Raw genomic sequence first — 16,977 nt, 5'->3', positions numbered from 1 at the left:
GCGGGCTGCGTCGAGGCGGCCGGGGGTGGTCCCGCAGGAGGTGGACGGGCCTACTCGGCCGGTCGGCGGAGGTAGGTCCGCAGGTGGCGGGCCGTCAGGGTGTCGGCGGTGGTGACAAGGTCGGCGGGGGTGCCTTCGAAGACGATGCGGCCGCCGTCGTGGCCGGCGCCGGGGCCGAGGTCGACGATCCAGTCGGCGTGGGCCATGACGGCCTGGTGGTGTTCGATGACGATGACGGTGTTGCCGTCGTCGACGAGCCGGTCGAGCAGGTCCAGCAGCTTGTCCACGTCGGCCGGGTGCAGTCCGCTGGTGGGTTCGTCGAGGACGTAGAGGGCGCCCTTCTCGGCCATGTGGAGGGCGAGTTTGAGCCGCTGCCGTTCGCCCCCGGAGAGGGTGGTGAGCGGCTGGCCGAGGCCGAGGTAGGCCAGGCCCACGTCGGCGAGCCGGTCGAGGACGGTGCGGGCCTGGCCGGAGGGGAAGAACTCCCGGGCCTCGGCGACCGACATCGCGAGCACCTCGCTGATGTTCTTGCCGCGCAGGGTGTAGGTGAGCACCTCGGGCGTGAACCGCCGGCCCTCGCACTCCTCGCAGACGGCGGCCACGCCGGCCATCATCGCCAGGTCGGTGTAGACCAGTCCGATGCCCTTGCAGGTGGGGCAGGCACCTTCGGAGTTGGCGCTGAACAGTCCCGGGCCGACACCGTTGGCCCGGGCGAAGGCGGTGCGCACCGGGCCGAGCAGGCCGGTGTAGGTGGCCGGGTTGGAGCGCCGGGAGCCGCGGATCGGGGACTGGTCGGCGGTGATGACGCCGTCCCGGCCGCTCAGTGAGCCGTGGACGAGGGAGCTCTTGCCGGAGCCGGCCACGCCGGTGACGACGGTGAGCACGCCGAGCGGCAGGTCGACGCTGACGTCCTTGAGGTTGTGGGTGGTCGCGCCGGTGACGGAGAGGAGGCCGGTGGGCCGCCGGACCTGCTCGCGCAGCCCGGCGCGGTGGTCGAGATGGCGGCCGGTGAGGGTGCCGGAGGCCCGCAGGCCTCCGACGTCGCCCGTGTAGCAGAGCCGTCCGCCGGCCGGTCCGGCGCCGGGGCCGAGGTCGACGACGTGGTCGGCGACGGCGATGGTCTCGGGTTTGTGCTCGACGACCAGGACGGTGTTGCCCTTGTCGCGCAGCCGCAGCAGCAGGTCGTTCATCCGCTGGATGTCGTGCGGGTGCAGGCCGACGGTGGGCTCGTCGAAGACGTAGGTGACGTCGGTCAGGCTGGAGCCGAGGTGGCGGACCATCTTCACCCGCTGGGCCTCGCCGCCGGAGAGGGTGCCCGACTCCCGGTCCAGGCTCAGATAGCCGAGGCCGATCTCGACGAGGGATTCCAGGGTGTCGCGGAGGGTGGCGACCAGCGGGGCCACCGACGGGTCGTCGATGCCGCGGACGAAGTCCACCAGATCGCTGATCTGGAGGGCGGAGCAGTCGGCGATGTTGCGGCCATCGATGCGGGAGGCGAGGGCCGCGGCATTGAGGCGGGCGCCGCCGCAGGCCCCGCAGGCGGCGAAGGTCACCGCGCGGTCGACGAAGGCCCGGATGTGCGGTTGCAGGGATTCCCGGTCCTTGGCGAGATAGGTCCGCCGGACCCGGGTCAGCAGTCCTTCATAAGTGATGTTCGAGGTGCCGCGCTTGATTTTCGTGGCGGGTTTGTGCAGGAAGTCGTCCCACTGCGCGGGGGTGAAATCCGCGAGTTTCACGTCGGGGTCGAAGAATCCGGAGTGCGCGAGGGTCTGCCAGTACCACGAGCCGACGGTGAATCCGGGGGCGCTGATCGCGCCCTCGTTGAGCGAGCGCGAGGTGTCCACGAGCTGGTCGAGGGCGATGGTGGAGACCCGGCCGAGCCCTCGCACTCGGGGCACATGCCCTCGGCGCTGTTGAAGCTGAACGCGGTGGAGGTGCCGGCGTGCGGGGTGCCCAGGCGGCTGTAGATGATCCGCAGCATGGTGTGGGCGTCGGTGGCGGTGCCGACGGTGGAGCGCGCGTTGGCGCCCATGCGTTCCTGGTCGACGACGATGGCCGCGCTGAGATTGCGCAGGGCGTCCACGTCCGGCCGGCTGCGGGCCGGCATGAAGGACTGCACGAAGGCCGTGTAGGTCTCGTTGATCAGCCGCTGGACTCGGCCGCGACGGTGCCGAAGACCAGGGAGGACTTCCCGGATCCGGAGACCCCGGTGAAGACCGTGAGCCGGCGCTTGGGTATGTCCAGGGAAATGTCGGCGAGATTGTTCTCCCGGGCGCCGCGCACCTCGATCACGCCGTGACCGTCCGCCGCGTACGCGGTCTCCTGCTCTGGCTTTCCTGCCTGCTCGGCCCCCATGTCAGCCGCCACCCCTCCTGATATCCTTACACCGTAAAGAGTTCGCCGGGTGACGTTACTTTATGGCGTAAGGAGACGGCAAGTGGTGGTATTCGCCGGCCAGGGCGACCCCCGTCGGTCGATGGCTCTGCTCTGGCGCGACGAGCGCCCCGGCGGGGCGCGTACGCGGCAGTGGCCGGGCCCCAAACCGGCCCTGAGCGTCGAGGTGATCGTCCGGGCCGGGATCGCGGTCGCCGACGCGGAGGGCATGGCGGCCCTGTCCATGCGCGCGGTCGGCGAGCGGCTGGGACGCACCGCCATGGCGCTGTACACCTACGTCCCGGGCAAGAGCGAGCTGGTGGACCTGATGTACGACCAGGTGCTGGCCGAGCTGCCGCACGACTACGACCCGGCGGCGGGCTGGCGGGCCGCGGTGACGTCCTGGGCCGAGGACACCTGGGAGTTCTACCTGCGCCACCCCTGGGTGCTCCAGGTCTCCCAGGCCCGCCCGGTGCTCGGCCCGCACGAGTACCGCGCCCTGGAGACGCTGCTCCGGCTGCTGTACGCCACCGGTCTTGACTCCACGGAGCTGCGGCGGGTGGTCGGGACGCTGGTGCACGTCGTGCGCGGGGCCGCGCGGACCGTCGCCGAGTCCCGGGTGGCCGCGGCCTCGACCGGGGTGTCCGACGAGGACTGGTGGCTGGCGCGGTCCGGGATGCTGGAGGAGGTGGTGCCCGACTTCGCCGAGCGCTTCCCGCTGCTGGTCCGGCTGGAGACCGAGGGCGCGGTCCCGGTCACCGACGACTCGGTGCCGTATCTGGAACGCGAGGCGCGGGCGGCCTTCGAGGGCGGGCTCGCGGTCGTCCTGGACGGGGTCGAGGCGGCGATCCGGCGCGCCCGCTGAGCCGGGACCGGACACACCCGCCGCGCCGCGGAGGGCCGTTGGGGTGATGAAGGGGGCGTCCGGCCCCTTGCCGGGTGTCGTCGGCCGGGCCCCGCGCGTTGGTCTGCCATGACCGTCTTCCGCGTCCGACCGTGGTTCCTGCCGGCCAGCCTCACGGCGTTCCTGACCGAGGTGTGGCCGGACGGGCCGGCTGACCCACCGTCGGACGCCGGGCCCGGGGACCGTGCGGACACGGCATCCGATACCCGGTCAGGTGAGTGCCGGCCGGGCGATCCGCCGACCGGCACGGGGAGCCGCGCCGAGCATCCGGAGAACCCCGCTGACCGGCCCTGATGCGCGGCCGGGCGGAAGGCCGGCCAGCGGACTTGACGGCGTGTCGGACGCCGGCGGGCGCACCCTCGGCCGTCATCGGGTCACCACAAATGGCGAGCGGGGTTGATCGCCCATAGCTTCGCCTCATGGCCCTACAACAGATGACACTCCTGGGCTGCGTCGCCGCGGTGATGGCCGGCGGACTGGGCGCGGCACCCCCCTCCGATGCCCCGGGACGGCATGTCGTCCGCCCGGGCGAGTCGATCCAGCAGGCGGTGGACGCGGCCCGGCCGGGTGACACCGTCGTCCTCCGGCCCGGGGTCTACCGCGAGAGCGTGCTGATCACCACGCCGTGGCTGCACCTCGTCGGGGCCGGCAAGAAGACGGTGATCCGCCCGTCGGCGAAGCGGGCGGCGAACCGCTGCGGCAAGGAAGGCAACGGCATCTGCGTGCTCGGCACGCGGAACCGGCTGCTCCGCGGCGTCAGCATCCGCGCGTTGACCGTCTCCGGCTTCCAGCAGAACGGCATCTGGGCCTCCGGCACCGACCGGCTGTCCGTGCTCGGGGTGACGTCCCGGAAGAACGGGGTCTGGGCATCGCGCAGGAGAAGTCCCTCCGCGGCGTGATCCGCGACAACTTCGTCACCGGCAACGGCGATTCCGGCATCTTCCTGGCGAACACCGTCAAGGAGGAGGGCGGTGCGACCGACACCCGGGGCGCGTCGATCACCGAGAACCGGATGTCCCGCAACCGGATCGGTGTCACCATCCGCCGGGTCAGGAACCTGACGGTGGGTCACAACACCGTCGTCGGGAACTGCGCCGGGGTCTTCATCGTCGGCGACGAGTCCCGCCCCCGGGCGGGCGCGCTGACCGTACGGGACAACGACGTCTCCCGGAACAACCAGCACTGCGCCGCCACCAAGCGGCTGCCGTTCCTCCAGGGCTCGGGCATCGTGCTCACCGGCACCGAACGGGCGCTGGTGCGGCACAACCTGGTCCGCGACAACCGGGGCACGTCGCCGCTCTCCGGCGGCATCGTCCTCTTCCACAGCTTCGTGGGCGCGCTCAACGAGCACAACACCGTCGTCGACAACATCGTGCTGCGCAACAAGCCGGTCGACCTGGCCAACCGGGACCCCAAGGGCCGGGGGAACAGGTTCGTCCGCAACGTCTGCCGGACCTCGAAGCCGGCCGGGCTGTGCTGACGGCCCACCGGGCGCACCCGGTGCCACGGGTGCACTCACCTACCACGGGAGAATAGAGGCGGAATGACCACCGTAAGTCCCACGCCCCAGTCGGCCATGCGGCTGCGGGAGCTCGTCTTCGGAGCCGCGTGCGCGGCGGCGGTACGGGCGGCGGCGCGACTCGGCGTCGCCGACGCGCTCGGCGACCGGCCGGCCTCCGCCGAGGAGCTGGCAGCCGAGGTGAAGGCCGAACCGCGGCCGCTGGAACGGCTGTTGCGCGCGCTGTCCTGCTACGGGATCTTCGCCGAGACCGACGACGGGAAGTACGTCCACACCGACATGTCCCGGATGCTGCGCGAGGACACCCCGAACAGCCTGCGCTACATCTCCCTGTGGTGCACCGAGCCGTGGACCTGGGAGGCGTGGCCGCGGCTGGACGAGGCGGTGCGCTCCGGGCGCGATGTCTTCGACGACCTCTACGGCAAGAGCTTCTTCGAGTACCTGCACCAGGACGCCACCGAGTCCGCCCAGGTCTTCGACCGGGCCATGACGACCTCCAGCAAGCAGTCGGCCGAGGACGTCGCCCGCCTGCTGGACCTGTCGAAGGCGCGGTCGGTGGCGGACATCGGCGGCGGGCAGGGCCACGTCCTCGCCAGCCTGCTGGAGAAGTACCCCGCGCTGGAGGGCACCCTGCTCGACCTGCCCACGGTCGTGGCGCAGCCGGACCCCCGGCTGCGCGCGGGCGGCCCGCTCGCCCCACGGGTGAAGGTGGTGCCCGGCGACTGCCGGGAGGACATCCCGGTCCGGGCCGACGTCTACATCATCAAGAACATCCTGGAGTGGGACGACGACTCCACCCGCCGGACGCTGCACAACGTCAAGGCGGCGGCCCGGCCCGGCGCCCGGGTCGTGGTCATCGAGAACCTCGTCGACGACAGCCCGTCGATGAAGTTCACCACCGCCATGGACCTGCTGCTCCTGCTGAACGTGGGCGGCGCCAAGCACACCAAGGACAGCATGATCCGCCGGATCTCGGACGCCGGGCTGGAGGTGCACGACGTCCTCGTCGTCAACCCGTACCTGCACGCCTTCGAGTGCACCGTTCCGGCCTGAGGACGCGGCCGCCACGATGAACCCGTGCGCGCACGGCCGGCCGCCCGGCGGGGAGAGCTCTCCCCGCCGGGCGGCCGTGCCGGTTCCCGGGCGGCGGCCGGGGCCCCGGGGGATCGCCCCGGCCCGGCCCGCGCGTCAGCGGCTGCCGTCGCGCTCCCAGCGGTAGAACTGCTGGGCCATCGCGTCCTTCGGGCTCCGCCAGGTCTCGGGGTCGTAGGCGCTGACGAAGGCGGACAGCTTGTCGCTCACCGCGCGGAACTCGGGGTGCCCGGTGACCTTGGCGATCTCCGGGCCGGGCGGCCGGTCCGATTCGATGAGGTGCAGGTACACGTCACCGAACTGGAACAGGGTCCGCCGCGAGACACCGACCAGGTGCGGCAGTTCCGTACGGTCGGACTCGCGGAAGACGTCCGCGATGTCCGGTGCCGAACCGGGTTTCATGCGGGCGACGATCAGAGCGTGATGCATCGGGAAGATCCCTTCGTTGCCGCCGGAGGGCGGTCCGGACGCGGCCCGGCGGGCCGTCAGCTGACCGCGGCGGACCGCAGCTCACGGTCCCGCTGCTCGATCTTGTCCCGGATGAGCTCCATCTGGATCCGGGAGTTGCGGTTGATGAGCTCGGTCATGCCCTTGTCGTCGACCGGGGCGTCCGGCTTCATCGCGAAGTCCTGGGTCCAGTGCATCGAGGTGCCGCCCGGGATCTCGGAGTACTGCCAGTGGATGTCCATGTGCGCGAACGGGCCGGTCTCGACCCGGCGGGCGCGGACGGTGCGGTGGGCGCGGTCGACGACCCGCTCGGAGACCCAGCTCCAGACGGTGCCGTTGTCGTCCGGGTGCATGGTCAGCCGGAAGGTGGTCTTGTCGCCCTCGCGGGACAGCACCTCGACCGCGGCGTACTCGCTGAACAGCTGCGGCCAGTTCTCGATGTCGTTGGTGATGTCCCAGACGAGGTCGAGGGGCGCGGCGATGGTGATGTCGTTCTCGGTGTGGCCGGGCATGTCAGGCTCCTGTCGTAGGCACTTTGTCGGCTTCCATGGGGGCTTTGCTGGGGGTGTTCACGAGGGCGAGGAAGTCGCGCGGCGTCTTGCAGCGCTCCGCGTCGGTCGGCATCGGCCGGCCGCGCCGGTTCTCCAGCTCGCCCACGATGCCCAGCAGGCCCAGCGAGTCCAGGCCGAACTCGGCGAAGGTCGAGTCGGCCCGGTTCGCCAGGTCCTTCGGGTCGACGGTCAGGCCGGCGGCGGACTTCATCAGCGCTGCCAGCTCGTCGAGGGTCAGTTGAGCGGTCATGTGCGGTTCTCCTTCTCATGAGGGGGACGGCGGGCCCTGCCGCAGCACCATCGCCGCGTTCGAGCCCATCAGTCCCCGGCTCAGCACCAGCGCCGTCCGCAGTTCGGCGGGGCGGGCCCGGCCGGTCACGACGTCAAGGTCGTGGCACACGTCGACGACGTTGGGGGTGGGCGGCACCACACCGTGTTCCATGGCGAGCACCGCGGCCGCGATGTCCAGGACGGGGGCACCGCAGTACGCCCGCCCGGTGCCCGTCTTGGGCGCGGTCACCGGGACCTGGGTGGCCTGCCGGCCCAGGGTGTCCGCGAGGGCCAGCGCCTCGGCCCGGTCGGCCGAGGGGACGCCCAGCGCGTCCGCGAACACCACGTCGATCTCGTCCGGGGCGCACCGCGCGTCCTCCAGCGCGCCGCGGATGGCGTGGGCGAGTCCGGCCCGGGACTCCTCCCAACGGGAGGCGCCGGTGAAGGTCGCGGTGTGTCCGGACAGTTCGGCCCGGACGGGTGCGCCGCGGCCCTCGGCCGCCGTCGCCTCCTCGACGACCAGCATCGCGCCGCCTTCGGCGGGCACGAATCCGCAGGCGCCGTCGGTGAACGGACGGTAGGCGCGGACCGGGTCGTCGAGCGTGCTCAGATCGTCGTAGCCGAGCTGGCAGACGACCGAGTAGGGGGCCAGCGGTGCCTCGGCGGCGCCCACGACGACCGCGTCGGTGCCGCGCCGCACGGTGCGGCAGGCATGCGCCAGGGCGTCCAGGCCGCCCGCCTCGTCGCTGGCCACGACTCCGCAGGGGCCCTTGAAGCCGCCGCGGATGGAGATCTGTCCGGTGCTGGCGGCGTAGAACCAGGCGATCGACTGGTAGGGGCCGACGTACTTGGAGCCCTGGCCCCAGAGCCGTTGCAGCTCGCGCTGGCCGAACTCGCCGCCGCCGGATCCGGCGGCCGTGACGACGCCCACCGCGAACGGCGAGTCGGCGTAGTCGGCGCGGCCGAGACGGGCGTCGTCCAGCGCGAGGTTGGCCGCCGCCATGGCGAAGTGGGTGAACCGGTCGGTCTGGACGAGGTAGCGCTCCTCGATCAGGTCCGCCGGGTCGAAGCCGCGCACCTCACCGGCGACCTTGAGCGGCAGGTGCTCGCAGCCCTCCCGGGTCACCCGGTCGAGGACGCTGATGCCTTCCTTGGTCGCCTTCCAGAAGGCGTCGGTGCTCACCCCGTTGGGGGCGATCACCCCCATGCCGGTGACGACGGAGCGTCGTTCCTTCGGGGAGCTCATGTTGCCCTCCCACCCTGTCGGGTCAGTACCACCGCTGACTGGAATCCGCCGAAGCCGCTGCCGACCGAGAGCACCGAACGCAGCGGCAGTTCCCGCGCCGTCCTGGGCACGTAGTCGAGGTCGCACTCCGGGTCCGGAGTCTCGTAGTTGGCCGTCGGCGGCACGACCTGGTGGGTCAGTGCCAGCACGCAGGCGACGATCTCGATGGCGCCGATCGCGCCGAGCGAGTGGCCCACCATGGATTTGATGGAGCTCATCGGCACCTTGTGGGCGTGTGCGCCCAGCGACCGCTTGACCGCGGCGGTCTCGTGCCGGTCGTTCTGCTGGGTGCCCGACCCGTGCGCGTTGACGTAGTCGACCTGGGTGGCGTCGAGCCTGGCGTGGTCGAGGGCGCGGTTGATCGCCTCGGCCATCTCCAGGCCCTCCTGGGTCAGCCCGGTCATGTGGTACGCGTTGCCGAAGGTGGCGTAGCCGCGGATCTCGCAGTGCACGGTCGCACCGCGGGCCCGGGCGTGCTCCAGCTCCTCCAGGACGAGCACGGCGCCGCCCTCGCCCATGACGAATCCGTCGCGGTGGGCGTCGAACGGCCGGGAGGCGTGGGCGGGGTCGTCGTTGTTGGCGGAGGTCGCCTTGATCGCGTCGAAGCAGGCCACGGTGATCGGGGAGATCGGCGAGTCCGACGCACCGGCGATGCAGACGTCGACCTTGCCCTCCTCGATGGACTGGAAGGCGTAGCCGATGGCGTCGAGGCCGGAGGTGCAGCCCGTGGAGACGGTCTGCACCGGGCCGTGCGCGCCGACCTGTTCGGCCACCGCGGAGGCCAGCGAACTGGGCGAGAAGGCCCGCTCCAGATAGCGGCCGGCCGGCCGGTGGTCGACGTCCCAGCGCTTGCCTCGGTCGCTCACGGCGACGTAGTCGTGTTCGAGGCGGGTGGTGCCGCCGACGGCGGTGCCCAGGGAGACCCCGATGCGCCAGGGGTCCTCCCGCTCGGGGTCGAGGCCGGCGTCGCGCAGTGCCTCGTCCGCGGCGACCATGGCGAACTGGACGTACCGGTCCGAGCGGGCGACCTGTTCCGCGCTCAGGCCGTGCGCCGCGGGGTCGAAGTCGCATTCGGCGGCAATGCGCGAGCGGAATCCCTCCGGGTCGAAGAGGGTGATGCCACGGGTCGCCGTACGGCCGGCGGACAGCAGGTCCCAGAAGGCGGGCACTCCCACCCCGCCGGGCGCGACGATCCCGACTCCGGTGACCGCCACGCGGCGACTCATGACACCGGCTCCGTGTGTTCGGGCGGGGCGGCGGGGCTGCTCTCCTCGGTGCCCTCGGTGTCGACGTGCCCCAGCTCGGGGCGGGGCGCCAGGGGGCCGAGGTGGAAGACCATCCGGGCCTCGACGTCCCCGACATTGCGGAACCGGTGCCGCATGTACGGCGGGATCAGCAGCCCCTGGTCCGGGCGCAGCGGGTGCGGCTCCCCGTCGAGGTCCACTTCGAGCGCGCCCTGGACGACGTACACGAACTCCTCGGAGTACGGGTGGTAGTGCTCGCCGATGCGCTCGCCGGGCTGTACGAGGGCCATGCCCATGAAGCCGCTCGTGGCGCCCACCGCGCTGGGCGTCAGCATGGCGCGCAGATCACCTCCGCGCCGGCGGTTGGGCTGGGTCTCGCTGAGGTCCACGATGCGTGGGCGGTGCGTGGTCATGGCTGATTCCTCCAGGGGCGTGAAGCCGGCGGTGGGTTGGGATGGGACCTGCTGCGGGCGGACGGTTTCAGGCGCCCGCGGACCGGCGGTCGGTGATCAGGGCCATGTCGCAGCGCGCGAGGAAGCGCGCGAGCTCGCGGTCGTTGGACAGACCGCCGGCCACTTCGGTGTCGAGCAGACGGCGCAGCACCGCCGTCTTGCGCTGACCGCGGATGCCGAGCGAGAGCAGCGGGTCCTGGTCGAGCGGGATCCGCATGTCGACGAGCCGGACGACGACGTCGTCGCGCTGGAAGATGGTGCTGCCGGCGACGGGGCAGTCCGGGTCGTCGGCGGCCAGCTCGTCCTGGCGGGCCAGCATCCTGGCCAGCGCCATGCCGCAGCCTCCCTTGGCGGGGTAGAACAGGGCGTGGCGCCGTACGTCCTCGGGCCGTGCGCTGCCGGAGGCGACGTGGTGCACGGCGGGCAGGGCGGCGCGGGTGAAGAACACCCGGGCGGAGTTCGCGTCGCTGAGGTCGCGGTCCTGCTCCAGGTAGGGGTTGATGGCCTCCTCGACGGCCCGGACCTCGGGCTGCTGGGAGACGTGGCGGAGCGCCGCGACCAGGTCGCCCTGCACCTCGACCGCGCGGACGACGCGGTTGCCGTGCATGAACAGGGAGGTGCGGCGCAGCCGGGTGGTGTCGTCGACCCGGGCCTCCGGCGAGTCGTAGCCGGCCAGGATCTCGGCGACCTTGTCCTCGCTGCCGGGCTTCACGGTGAAGGTCAGCGCGTGCCGCACCACACCGTCGCCGACCCGGGGTTGGCCTGGAGCCGGCCCTTGGGGGGCTCGGGGGCCCGGGCGGCGATGTTCGAGGTCTCGCGCAGGACGCTGAAGCGCAGCGAGCGGGTGTCGCGGACGCAGGCGTGCAGCGGCTGGACCATCTTGACGTGTTCCTCGCTGTTGACCCAGGCGAGGAAGGGGGGCGCGCTCTCCCATTCGCTGGTGATCAGCCACTGCGAGGGGTTCTCGATGGACTGGCACAGCTGGTCGGTGAGGTGCCCGGGGACGGACGCGACCTGGTTGCGCAGGTGCTCGTAGGCTTCCAGGAACTGCTGCTGGGCTCCGTCATGGAGGTCCAGGAGCAGTACGACCCTGAGCCGTGAGCCGTCGAAGGCTGACTGGGATATTCGTTCCGACAGCGTTGTCATCGTCTACGCATCTCCTTCGGTGCCCGTTGGCCCCTGTGGTGCGTCGTCAGTTCCGGTGCGATCCGGGTGACTGAGCCGGATGGTGGGGCCGCCCGCCCCGGTGTCCGGGGGGCGTCCCGGATTCGATCGTGGCCGGGACGTACGGGCGGCGCGAGATCTGTGAGCCATGCAGGTGAACCGTGATCGAACAGGTCCGCGGCCGGGCATTCGTGCTCCATCTGCCCTCAATGCGCCTTGGAGCTGGAGCACGCCATGAATCCCACCCCCCGAGAACGGGTCCCGGTACTGGTCGTGGGCGGGTCCCTGGTGGGCCTGTCCGCCTCGCTGTTCCTGGGACGGCTGGGTGTACGGCACCTGTTGGTCGAGAAGCACTCGGACACCTCCCATCACCCGCGCGGGCGCGGCAACAACGTCCGCACGATGGAGCTGTTCCGGGTGGCCGGCGCCGAGCGGCCGATCCGGGAGGCGGCCTCGACCCTGGCCGGCAACCACGGGATCCTGCAGGCCCGTTCACTGACCGGCGACGAACAGGAGTGGCTGTTCAAGGAGATCGACCCGGGCGGCGGGCTGGCCCGGATCAGCCCGGCCGGCTGGTGTCTGTGCAGCCAGAACGACCTCGAACCGGTCCTGGTGCGCTCCGCCCGCGAGCTCGGCGGCGATCTGCGCTTCTCCACCGAGCTGGTCTCCTTCGAACAGGACGCGGACGGGGTGACCGCGGAGCTCAGGAGCCGGGAGACCGGCGAGCGGCACACCGTGCGCGCGGACTACCTCATCGCCGCCGACGGCCCCCGCAGCCCGGTCCGCGAGCGGCTGGGCATCGGGCAGACCGGCCCGGGCGACCTGTTCCACAACGTGAGCATCACCTTCCGCGCTCCGGAGCTGGCGGAGGTGGTGGGCGACCGCCGCTTCATCGCCTGCTACCTGACGAACCCGGAGGCCGACGGCGCCCTGCTGCCGGTGGACAACGAGCGGGACTGGGTCTTCCACGCGCCCTGGCACCCCGACCAGGGCGAGACCCTGGAGGACTTCACCGACGAGCGGTGCATCGACCACATCCGGCGGGCGACCGGTGCGCTGGACATGGCGGTGGAGATCACCGGCAAGGCCCCGTGGCACGCCGCCGAGCGGGTCGCCGAGCGGTACGGCGCGGGCCGGGTCTTCCTCGCCGGCGACTCGGCCCACGAGATGTCGCCCACCGGCGCGTTCGGGTCGAACACCGGCATCCAGGACGCCCACAACCTGGCCTGGAAGATCGCCGCCGTCCTGGACGGTGCGGCGGGCCCGGAGCTGCTGTCGACGTACGAGGCGGAGCGGCTGCCGGTGGCCCGGGAGACCAGTGCCCGCGCCTCGGCCCGCTCCGCGGAGCACAGCCACCCCGGGTACGCGCCGACGCCCGGGGCCGGCGGCGGCCGGCAGCGCGGGGTGCTCACTGTCGCGCTCGGCTACTGCTACCCGAGCGGCGCGGTCGTCGGCGCCGATCCCGAACTGCCGGTGGTTCCGGACCAGTTGCGGATGACCGGCGAGCCGGGCACCCGCGCCCCGCACATGTGGCTGACCGGCCCCGAGGGGCGCCGCTCCACCCTCGACCTCTACGAGACGTCGTTCACCCTGCTGTCCGGCTCCGACGGCGACATGTGGCGCACCGCGGCCAAGGGCGCCGTCCAGCGCTTCGGGGTGCGGCTGAACTGCTACCTGATCGGCACCGAACCGGACGACGACCTGGCCCCGGAGGAGGGCGCCGACTGGGCCGAGAAGCACGGCACGACACCCGAGGGCGCGGTGCTGGTGCGGCCGGACGGCTATGTGGCGTGGCGGGCGGAGGGCCGGGTGGCCGATCCCGAGGCGGCGCTCGCGGAGGTCCTGGAGGCGCTGCTGTGCCGGACCTGATCCCGGCAGAACCGCCGAAGACGCCCCTGTCGGCGCGGCCGGTGGTGCGGAGGTGAGCGAAGGGGCCGGCGGGGCGTCCGCCGGCCCCTTCGCTCCGGGAACGTATCTTCTGCCCGTCACCACCGCAGGGGCATCTGCGGGCCGCCCCGGCCGCGTCCCGCAACCCGGGCGCCGATTTCCGGTTGAGTCCGGGCATGGATGTCAAGAAGCCCGCCTCGCACCCTTTTCAGCGGATCTCGCTGTCGCACCGGCCCCCGTCGCTGCCGCCGCCGCCCGCCCCGCAGGCGCGCCGGCCGCCCGAGGAGGACACTCCGATCTTCGACCAGCTGCTCAAGGAATGGCAGGCCGGCACCCTGCGCCCGACGGTTTCCTGGCCCACCGACGATCCGGGGAAGATCAGGGCGGGCGGCACCGTTGGGAAGAAGGATGAGGGCCGTCCCCGTCCGCGTACCCGTGAAGAGGAGCATGACCGTGAGCCTGTACGACATCCCGCTGCGCACCCTGACCGGTGAGCCCGCCTCGCTCGCCGACCACCGCGGCAAGGCACTGCTGGTGGTCAACGTGGCGTCCAAGTGCGGGCTGACCCCGCAGTACGAAGGCCTGGAGCGGCTGCAGCAGCGCTATGCGGACCGGGGCTTCTCCGTGCTGGGCTTCCCCAGCAACCAGTTCGCGGGCCAGGAGCCCGGCACCGCCGAGGAGATCGCCACGTTCTGCTCGGCGACGTACGGCGTCAGCTTCCCGCTGTTCGAGAAGGGCGACGTCAACGGCGCCGGCCGGCAGCCGCTGTACGCCGAGCTGACGGCCACCGCGGACGCCGAAGGGACCGCCGGCGACGTCCAGTGGAACTTCGAGAAGTTCCTGATCGACACCGAGGGCCGGGTCGCGGGCCGCTTCCGGCCGCGTACCGAGCCGGAGGCTCCTGAGCTGGTCGCCGCGATCGAGGCGACCCTGCCGGCCTGAGCCGGAGCGGGCCTCACGCCACAGCGATGTCCGCGCCCCCGGCCGCTCCGGCACCGTCGCCGGCGGGGCCGGGGGCGCCGTCCGGCACGAGCTCGAAATGACCGGTCAGTCCGGTCATCCGCAGCAGTCGTCCGACGCTGCCGCCGTCGGTGACCCCGGCCAGCCGCAGCCGGCCGCCCCGCTGCCTGGTCCGGCAGCGGGCGCGGCTGAGCAGCGAGAGCCCGGCGCAGTCGATGAAGGCCACCGCGCGCAGGTCGAGGACGAGATCGGCGCCCTGCGCGCCGGTGAGCTCGTCCAGCCGGGCGGAGAGCACCGACACGGCGAGGATGTCGAGCTCGCCGTGGAGCTCCAAGACGGTCGCGCCGTCCGCGGCGCGACCGGGTCCCACGATTCTCGGGTAGTACTGACGTTCGTCCATCGGCCCGGCCCACTTTCGTGCCGCGGCACCGGAAACGGCCATGGGCCACGGCGGAGTCGTACAAGAGAGGTGGGGGGCGCCCGGCGCGATCCGGGCGGGGTCGGCCCGTTTCCGGGGCGTCGTTGCGCTTGAGTTGCCTACGGCTTACCCGCCGTCCCGCCGCCTCAACTCCCCGGCGTACGCCGCCTCGCGAGGTTGTCTCAAAGTCGCCCCTCGGCGCACGGCGGACGGTATCCGCACCCCGCACGCCCTCGGCTGCCGACCGTCGTCCCGAGGTCCGGCGGCGCGTCCGCGCACCGGGTCCCCCGCCGGGCCCGGAGGATGGTCCTGCGGGAATCGCTTGACCTCAATATTGGTTGAGGTCCTAGGTTCCTTTCATGTCGCCGGTCACGTACGGCGATCCCGTGACGACCCGGCACACAGGAGGCCACCATGGACATGGAAGTCACCGCCTGGCACTCGCTGCACAGCACGATGACCGCGCAGCAGGGCCGGCACCGCTTCTCCCGCGGCACACTGCGCCGCATCGCGGCGTTCGCCCGGCCGCACCGCCGGCATCTGATCTGGTTCCTGCTGCTGAGCACGGTGACCGCGATGCTCGCGGTGGCCACCCCGCTGCTCGCCGGCCGGGTGGTGGACGCGATCGTCGGCGGTGACTCGTCCGCCCTCGTGGTCGGACTGTCCGGTCTGATCGCCCTGATCGCGGTCGCCGAGGCGGGCCTGGGACTGCTGACCCGCTGGCTGTCGGCGAGCATCGGCGAGGGACTCATCCTGGACCTGCGGACCACCGTCTACGACCACGTCCAGCGGATGCCGATCGCCTTCTTCACCCGCACCCGCACCGGCGCCCTGGTCAGCCGGCTCAACAACGACGTGATCGGCGCCCAGCGGGCGTTCAGCGACACCCTCTCAGGGGTGGTCAGCAACATCGTCACGCTGCTGCTCACGCTTGGCGTGATGCTCACCCTCTCCTGGCAGATCACCCTGATCGCCCTGGTGCTGCTGCCGGTGTTCGTGCTGCCCGCCCGCCGGGTCGGCCGCCGGCTGGCGGCACTGCGCCGGGAGGGCGCCGACCACAACGCGGCGATGGGCACGCAGATGACCGAGCGGTTCTCCGCACCGGGCGCCACCCTCGTCAAGCTGATGGGCCGCCCGGCCCGCGAGTCCGCCGAGTTCGCCGTCCGCGCCCGCCGGGTCCGGGACATCGGCGTCCGCTCGGCCATGGTCCAGACGTACTTCGTCACCGCGCTGACCCTGGTCTCCGCCCTGGCGCTGGCCGTGGTCTACGGCCTGGGCGGCTTCCTGGCCCTGCGCGGGCAGCTGGAGGCCGGCGCGATCGTCTCGCTCGCGCTGCTGCTCACCCGCCTCTACGCCCCGCTGACCGCGCTGTCCGGCGCCCACATCGAGGTGATGAGCGCCCTGGTCAGCTTCGAGCGGGTCTTCGAGGTGCTCGACCTCCGACCGCTGATCGCCGAGAAGCCGGACGCCCGCGAGGTCCCCGACGGCCCGGTGTCGGTGGAGTTCGACTCGGTACGCTTCGGCTACCCGTCCGCCGACAAGGTCTCGCTGGCCTCCCTGGAGGAGGTCGCCACCCTCGACACCCGCGGCGGCGAGGAGGTGCTGCACGGCATCTCCTTCCGCGCCGAACCCGGCCAGATGGTCGCCCTGGTCGGCTCCTCGGGCGCCGGCAAGTCGACCGTCGCCCAGCTGCTGCCGCGGCTGTACGACGCGGACTCCGGCGCGGTCCGGCTCTCCGGCGTGGACGTCCGCGACCTGACCGCCGCCTCGCTGCGCGGGGCGCTCGGCATGGTCACCCAGGACGGCCACCTCTTCCACGACTCGATCCGCGAGAACCTGCTGCTCGCCAAGCCGGAGGCGACCGAGGACGAGCTGTGGGACGCGCTGCGCCGGGCCCGCCTGGAGGAGCTGATCGCCGGCCTCCCCGACCGCCTGGACACCGTCGTCGGCGAGCGCGGCTACCGGCTCTCCGGCGGCGAACGGCAGCGGCTGACCATCGCCCGGCTGCTGCTCGCCCACCCCCGGGTGGTGATCCTCGACGAGGCCACCGCCCACCTGGACAACACCTCCGAGGCGGCGGTCCAGGAGGCGCTCGGCGAGGCCCTGGAGGGACGTACCGCGCTGGTCATCGCCCACCGGCTGTCGACCGTGCGCGCCGCCGACCTGATCCTGGTCGTCGAGGGCGGACGGATCGTGGAACGCGGCACCCACGAGACGCTGCTGGCGGCCGACGGGCGGTACGCGGAGCTGTACCGCACCCAGTTCGCGGAGGCGGCGGCCACGTCATCCGGCGCCTCCCCCGCGGGCCCGGACTCCGAGTCCGCGGCGGGCCCGGACACCGGTGCCGCACCGGCCGGCCCCGGCGACGACCTCCTGGTGGACCCGGCGCTGGTGAACTGAACACGGCATGC

12 protein-coding genes and 3 pseudogenes are annotated in these 16,977 nt (G+C 72.2%); 6 read left to right on the top strand and 9 right to left on the bottom strand.

Features of this window, described 5'->3' with window-relative positions:
* Window positions 1-50: 50 nt before the first annotated feature.
* Window positions 51-2,355 (bottom strand): annotated as a pseudogene (locus tag OJ254_RS22965) (ATP-binding cassette domain-containing protein).
* Between the two features lie 82 nt (window positions 2,356-2,437).
* Between OJ254_RS22965 and OJ254_RS22960 the strand changes: the two are divergent.
* The 3 genes and pseudogenes from OJ254_RS22960 to OJ254_RS22950 all read left to right on the top strand — a co-directional run bounded on the left by OJ254_RS22960 (window position 2,438) and on the right by OJ254_RS22950 (window position 5,849).
* Window positions 2,438-3,238, top strand: a complete 801-nt coding sequence (locus OJ254_RS22960; RefSeq protein WP_265363842.1) for a TetR/AcrR family transcriptional regulator — start codon at window positions 2,438-2,440, stop codon at window positions 3,236-3,238.
* Window positions 3,239-3,696: 458 nt separating this feature from the next.
* A pseudogene (locus tag OJ254_RS22955) lies at window positions 3,697-4,757 on the top strand (right-handed parallel beta-helix repeat-containing protein).
* Between the two features lie 63 nt (window positions 4,758-4,820).
* Window positions 4,821-5,849, top strand: a complete 1,029-nt coding sequence (locus tag OJ254_RS22950; protein WP_265363841.1) for a methyltransferase — start codon at window positions 4,821-4,823, stop codon at window positions 5,847-5,849.
* Window positions 5,850-5,984: 135 nt separating this feature from the next.
* Here the strand turns inward: OJ254_RS22950 and OJ254_RS22945 are convergent, their stop codons facing one another.
* The 7 genes and pseudogenes from OJ254_RS22945 to OJ254_RS22915 all read right to left on the bottom strand — a co-directional run bounded on the left by OJ254_RS22945 (window position 5,985) and on the right by OJ254_RS22915 (window position 11,283).
* On the bottom strand, window positions 5,985-6,317 hold the full coding sequence (locus tag OJ254_RS22945) for a TcmI family type II polyketide cyclase (protein ID WP_265363840.1): 333 nt from the start codon (window positions 6,315-6,317) through the stop codon (window positions 5,985-5,987).
* 56 nt (window positions 6,318-6,373) lie between these two features.
* Complete coding sequence (locus OJ254_RS22940) at window positions 6,374-6,847, bottom strand: SRPBCC family protein (protein WP_265363839.1); 474 nt, start codon at window positions 6,845-6,847, stop codon at window positions 6,374-6,376.
* 1 nt (window position 6,848) lies between these two features.
* Window positions 6,849-7,136, bottom strand: a complete 288-nt coding sequence (locus OJ254_RS22935) for an acyl carrier protein (RefSeq protein ID WP_265363838.1) — start codon at window positions 7,134-7,136, stop codon at window positions 6,849-6,851.
* 15 nt (window positions 7,137-7,151) lie between these two features.
* Window positions 7,152-8,402 (bottom strand): ketosynthase chain-length factor, encoded by a 1,251-nt coding sequence (locus OJ254_RS22930; RefSeq protein WP_265363837.1) that lies wholly within the window; start codon window positions 8,400-8,402, stop codon window positions 7,152-7,154.
* The gene (locus OJ254_RS22925) at window positions 8,399-9,667 is read right to left on the bottom strand and encodes a beta-ketoacyl-[acyl-carrier-protein] synthase family protein (protein WP_261952898.1); all 1,269 of its coding nucleotides are present in this window, start codon (window positions 9,665-9,667) and stop codon (window positions 8,399-8,401) included. Before OJ254_RS22925 ends, OJ254_RS22930 begins: the two co-directional genes overlap by 4 nt.
* Window positions 9,664-10,098, bottom strand: a complete 435-nt coding sequence (locus tag OJ254_RS22920) for a cupin domain-containing protein (protein ID WP_261952897.1) — start codon at window positions 10,096-10,098, stop codon at window positions 9,664-9,666. The genes OJ254_RS22925 and OJ254_RS22920 overlap by 4 nt, the downstream gene beginning before the upstream one ends.
* 67 nt (window positions 10,099-10,165) lie before the next feature.
* Window positions 10,166-11,283: pseudogene (locus OJ254_RS22915) on the bottom strand (TcmI family type II polyketide cyclase).
* A gap of 252 nt (window positions 11,284-11,535) precedes the next feature.
* Between OJ254_RS22915 and OJ254_RS22910 the strand changes: the two are divergent.
* Together OJ254_RS22910 and OJ254_RS22905 are read left to right on the top strand one after the other, a co-directional pair.
* A complete protein-coding gene (locus OJ254_RS22910; protein ID WP_265363836.1) occupies window positions 11,536-13,170 on the top strand; it encodes an FAD-dependent oxidoreductase in 1,635 nt (544 codons plus the stop codon).
* A gap of 471 nt (window positions 13,171-13,641) precedes the next feature.
* Window positions 13,642-14,130, top strand: coding sequence for a glutathione peroxidase (locus OJ254_RS22905; RefSeq protein WP_265365272.1), 489 nt, complete (start codon window positions 13,642-13,644; stop codon window positions 14,128-14,130).
* Window positions 14,131-14,143: 13 nt separating this feature from the next.
* Here the strand turns inward: OJ254_RS22905 and OJ254_RS22900 are convergent, their stop codons facing one another.
* Complete coding sequence (locus OJ254_RS22900; protein WP_265363835.1) at window positions 14,144-14,518, bottom strand: STAS domain-containing protein; 375 nt, start codon at window positions 14,516-14,518, stop codon at window positions 14,144-14,146.
* Window positions 14,519-14,980: 462 nt separating this feature from the next.
* Between OJ254_RS22900 and OJ254_RS22895 the strand changes: the two genes are divergently transcribed.
* A complete protein-coding gene (locus OJ254_RS22895; RefSeq protein ID WP_265363834.1) occupies window positions 14,981-16,966 on the top strand; it encodes an ABC transporter ATP-binding protein in 1,986 nt (661 codons plus the stop codon).
* Window positions 16,967-16,977: the final 11 nt, after the last annotated feature.

The organism is Streptomyces endophytica (genome assembly GCF_026153355.1).
Taxonomy (GTDB): Bacteria; Actinomycetota; Actinomycetes; order Streptomycetales; family Streptomycetaceae; genus Streptomyces; species Streptomyces endophytica.
The sequence above is the reverse complement of the archived record's forward strand: the minus strand, read 5'-3'. Positions and strand labels throughout refer to the sequence as shown.